This window comes from Hyalangium sp. (assembly GCF_035629615.1).
Classification (GTDB): domain Bacteria; phylum Myxococcota; class Myxococcia; order Myxococcales; family Myxococcaceae; genus Hyalangium.
In genome coordinates this window covers 1-4,248 of the sequence record NZ_DASPHO010000727.1, presented here as the reverse complement: position 1 = coordinate 4,248, position 4,248 = coordinate 1, and the positions used below count along the sequence as shown (strand labels likewise).

Here is a 4,248-nt window from a genome sequence, read left to right as displayed (position 1 = left end):
TCGGCGTCGCGGCTCTTGAAGAGGAAGCCCTCGATCTCCGGCGCCGCGTGGAACACGGTGCCGTCCTTGGCGTACATCTGATCGGTGATGCGCTTGAGCAGGCCGCGCATGTCCGAGTGGTACGGCGTGCCGTCGCGCTCGAGCACCTCGCTGAACATCAGCACCTTGCCCGGGCCGAAGATGTCCGCGGGGAGCCAGTAGAAGGAGGCCCAGTCCAGCGAGAGGCGCAGGTCGCTCTCGGCCTGCGCGGAGAAGCCGCGGATGGACGAGCCGTCGAACGTCAGGTTGTCCGAGCTCTTGAGGAGGAACTTCTTGTCGTAGTCCAGCATGTGCAGCCGGCCTTCGAGGTCCGTGAAGCACACGGTGACGGCCTTGATGCGCTTCTCGTCCGCGAGGTACTTGATGCGCTCCTCGCGCAGCTTGTCCGGAGACTCGCGCCGCAGGCGCTGCTCCTTGACGCGGAGGTTCATGGTCTCCAGCTCGTCGTAGGGAATCTCGAGGAAGTCGCGCAGCCCCTTCGTCTCTTTCGTCTCCATTGAGTGTGCCTCCAGGCGGCCCCCGCTGTGGGTTCATCTCAGGGGCGAAATCTTGCGGGACCATGTATTTGCACTTCCAGCCCGTGATTCAAGCCTAAACTCGCGCGCGTTTAATATAAATCTCCGCTCGTTTGACTTTGTGGGGTCGAGTGGGAGCCAGGCCGACCCGCCGGAGGGCCTCCGGGCGACAGGAGCTGAACAGAAGCGGTGCCTGCTCGCCCGCTTGTGAGGACCCACCGTGTTGGGTGCTGGACGTCGGCCCTCACCGGAGAGGTGGGGCGGGGATCAGCTGGAGGGGCAGGGCGAGGGGGCCTCGGGCGATGAGCGAGGGGGCCCAGTGGAGGGGGTCGCTCGTCCGGGAGAAGTCCTGGAGGCGTGAGAAGAGGGCCTCCAGCCCGAGGCGTGCCTCCAGCCGGGCGAGCATGGCCCCGAGGCAGTAGTGGACGCCGTGGCCGAAGGCCAGGTGAGAGGCGCGCTCCCGATCGATGAGGAACTGGTCTGCCTGAGGGAAGTGGCCCTCGTCTCGCAGCGCCGCGGCCAGGAGGACGACTACGATGGCGCCGCGCGGCAGGTGCACGCCCGAGAGCTCTGTCTCCTCCGTCACGAGCCGGAGGCTCGAGTGCCCGGGAGGCTCGTAGCGGAGGACTTCCTCGAGGAGCCGGGGGATGAGGCTCCGGTCGGCCAGCACCCGGGCCCGCTCTTCGGGGCGCTCGGACAGGACGGCCAGGGTGTTCGCGAGCAGGTAGACGGTGGTCTCCACTCCCGCCGGCAGCAGGGCGAAGAGGAAGCTCATGATCTCTTCCTGGGACAGGACCGAGCCGTCCGTGTCCGGGCGGAGCAGCTCGCTCACGAGATCGTCCCCGGGGGACTCGCGCCGGGTTTGGATGAGCTCCGCGAAGCAGCGCTCCAGGCTTGCGAGGCTCTCGCGGACCCGGACTTGTTCCTCGGGGGAGTGGCGGCCCGCGGGGAGGTTGACCAGGTCATCCGCCCACTCCTTGAGTCGCGGGTACTGCTGCGGCTCCAGACCGAAGAGCAGGCCGAGCACGCTGACGGGCAGGTGGAGGGCGAACCTGGCCATGAAGTCCACGGGTCCTTGCTGGAGGAGGAGCTGCTCCGTGAGCTGCTCGGCGAGGGCGCGGATCCGTGGCTCCAGCGCGGCGAGGGCCGCGGGGCCGAACGCCCGGCTCACCCGGCCGCGCAGCCGGGTGTGGACGGGAGGATCCTTCATCACGAGGGACTCGGTGACGGGGTTGCGGGGAAGCCAGGGAGGCAGGAAGCCCTGGCCGAGTCCTGCGGAGGAGAAGCGCCGGGGATCCTTCATCACCGCCACCACGTCTTCGTAGCGGCTGACGGCCCACATGCCTCCGGGCTCCACCTGGCGGATGCCGGTGTGCCGCAGCTCGGCGTAGAGCGGATAGGGATTGGCGCGGACTTCGGGGGCCATCAGGTCCAGCGTGCGTGGCATGGGTGCGTCCTTGCGGTGAAGGGTCGAGCCCCTCCACAACAAGTCCCGCGCCAACGCATCGCACCCAATGCTTTCCGTGGGTTACCGTGTGCCTCGCCGCTGCGGCCCACCATTTTCGGTCGAAACGAAGGAGGTGGGTCCTTCATTTTGAAGGAGTAAGTCATGCGGAGGGTGGGCTGCGGCAGCCACTCGCCTGCAGACGCGGTCACATCCTGTCTGCCCAGTACCCCGGCTTCCGCCGCGCATGTGCCACCGCGAGCACAAGCAGCGTCTCGTTCTCCACCACATAGAACACACCGAACGGGAAGCGTCGGAGCAGCTCCCGTCGCACCTCGCCATGCACGCGTGGGTTGGCGTCCGGAACCCTGGCCGCTCGGGAGATGGCCGCCTCGGCACCGAGGCCTTGGTGCCTCATCTCGTACCAGTCCCAGGCCTCGATGATCTCGGTCTCTGCGTCTGGACGAAAGAGGACCGGGAGGCTCACCGCTTCGCCCGCAGGCGGGCCTTCACTGTCTCCCAGGAGACTGCTGACGATGGGTCGGCTCGGTGCTCAGCGAGTCGGCGATCGAGCTCAGCCTTCATCTCGTCGGTGACGGGTACATCCTCCGGGTGCTCTGCGATGCAGTCCCAGAGATCCTGCACGCAGAGGATGCGCTCAGCAGGACTCATTTGGTCGAAGCTTGGGTCCATAGGCCAAGTATACGCGGTCTGACCCGGAACGCCCACGGCTCCGGGGTTCTCAAGGCGAGGCGGTCGCGTCGTCCAATGCCTCGAACGCCTTGGCGGCGGCTGCGTCCTTGCGAGCCCAGATCTCCTTCAGCTCCTTCTCACGGCTGAGAACCAGGTTCACGGTGGCGTCGCCATACTGCTCGCGCTGCTTGGGCAGGCCCACGCTCTCCTCCAGTTGCTTGCGCAGCATGTTCAGCATGCCCTTGGCCAGATCGCGCTCGGGGCTCTGGGGGCCCGAGGCCTGTGTCTCGAAGCGCTTGATCATCACCTTCATCGCGGCACTCTCGGGCATGAACCGGCTGTCGCAGATGTCCCGGACCATCTGGTCGAGCGGGCTGAAGTCTGGACCGGAGAGGCCGAACTTCGCGCGCACGACATCGTCGGCCTGCTTGATCTGCTTGACCTGCTCCATCAGGTTGACGCCAGGTCCGGGGCCCTTGGCCTCACGAAGCATCGAGTCCCCCATTCCCAGGGTGATGGGGTCACTCTCGCGGCGATACTGGATGTACCGGTCCAGCGTCTCCAGGGTCAGCGGCTGACCCGAAGCTGCGGGCTCCTTCGCGGGTTGCTGGGCCTTCTTCTGCTGCTGGGGGCCTTTCTGCTGGATGGGCGGTGTCTCAGCGCCCGCGGCAAGACATAGGAACACGACTCCCAGCGCTGTCATCCGATTCATGTCTTCGCCCTTCGAGCATGGTGACGGCCAGAAGATCTGGCCGCGCACGGGCCGTGAGCTTCGCACGCCTCACCGACATCCCATGACGCCAGCGTGGAAGAAGCCTCCCACGAGTTGGGGCAATGAGACCGGGCTGACCCCAAGCCAGAGGCCACCAGGGCGGGCTGCCGGGCGCAGCCTTCGCCAACCTGTCTGCTTGTCATACAGGTTTGTTCCGGGCGCCGCCGGCAGCTGCCCCCGCTCGAGCCTCCAGGAACCTGACTGCTTGTCAGACAGGTTCGTGCCATGCGCCGCAGGCGGGGAGTCCTACTGGATGCTCCGTCTACCGGCCAGTTGCCGCTCACGCTCCCGGGGGTGAGGCGTCGGGGTGCACATCCGAGGCTGTCGCTACTGCCCGATCTGCGTCCAGAAGAAGGTCCCGCATGATGGGCTCGGTTGCGTGATAGTTGCTGTCGTCGACTCCGGGCAATAGACCTTGAAGCGCACGCTGGCCATCGCGGAGCGCACCTTCAACACGAAGGGAGGCTGCTGGTAGTAAGTCAACTCACTGAAATGGCGATTGACGAAACCGGTCGCGATGTTGCCAGTGCTGGCTTCTGCCGTCGCACTGACATAGGACTCTTGCGAAGAGCCGCTGAGGCAGTTGTAGTAGGTGACGAGGTAGGTCCCCTGTTGGAACGTGCGGTAGGGCGTGTAGAGCGCATTCGCCGTGCCCGGGGGGAGTGTGAGCGAACCGTCGTCCGTCGTCTCGCTAGGGTGCAGCGGCACCGAGCGGATGCCGAGGCCCGCTACCTCATAGTTCCGGTTGCCGGCCACTGCGCCGTCGTAGTTCAAGATGGCACCCA

At 66.2% G+C, this 4,248-nt stretch carries 6 protein-coding genes; all 6 read right to left on the bottom strand.

Features of this window, described 5'->3' with window-relative positions:
- Positions 1–536: glutamine synthetase (locus VD972_RS36215; RefSeq protein WP_324993382.1), on the bottom strand; the 536-nt coding region annotated here is incomplete at its 3' end.
- A gap of 262 nt (positions 537–798) precedes the next feature.
- Positions 799–2,001, bottom strand: a complete 1,203-nt coding sequence (locus tag VD972_RS36210; RefSeq protein ID WP_324993381.1) for a cytochrome P450 — start codon at positions 1,999–2,001, stop codon at positions 799–801.
- Between the two features lie 205 nt (positions 2,002–2,206).
- A complete protein-coding gene (locus VD972_RS36205) occupies positions 2,207–2,485 on the bottom strand; it encodes a type II toxin-antitoxin system RelE/ParE family toxin (protein ID WP_324993380.1) in 279 nt (92 codons plus the stop codon).
- Complete coding sequence (locus VD972_RS36200; RefSeq protein ID WP_324993379.1) at positions 2,482–2,670, bottom strand: addiction module protein; 189 nt, start codon at positions 2,668–2,670, stop codon at positions 2,482–2,484. The genes VD972_RS36205 and VD972_RS36200 overlap by 4 nt, the downstream gene beginning before the upstream one ends.
- 70 nt (positions 2,671–2,740) lie before the next feature.
- A complete protein-coding gene (locus VD972_RS36195; protein WP_324993378.1) occupies positions 2,741–3,403 on the bottom strand; it encodes a hypothetical protein in 663 nt (220 codons plus the stop codon).
- Between the two features lie 387 nt (positions 3,404–3,790).
- The coding region (locus VD972_RS36190; RefSeq protein WP_324993377.1) for a hypothetical protein at positions 3,791–4,248 on the bottom strand (458 nt) is incomplete at its 5' end.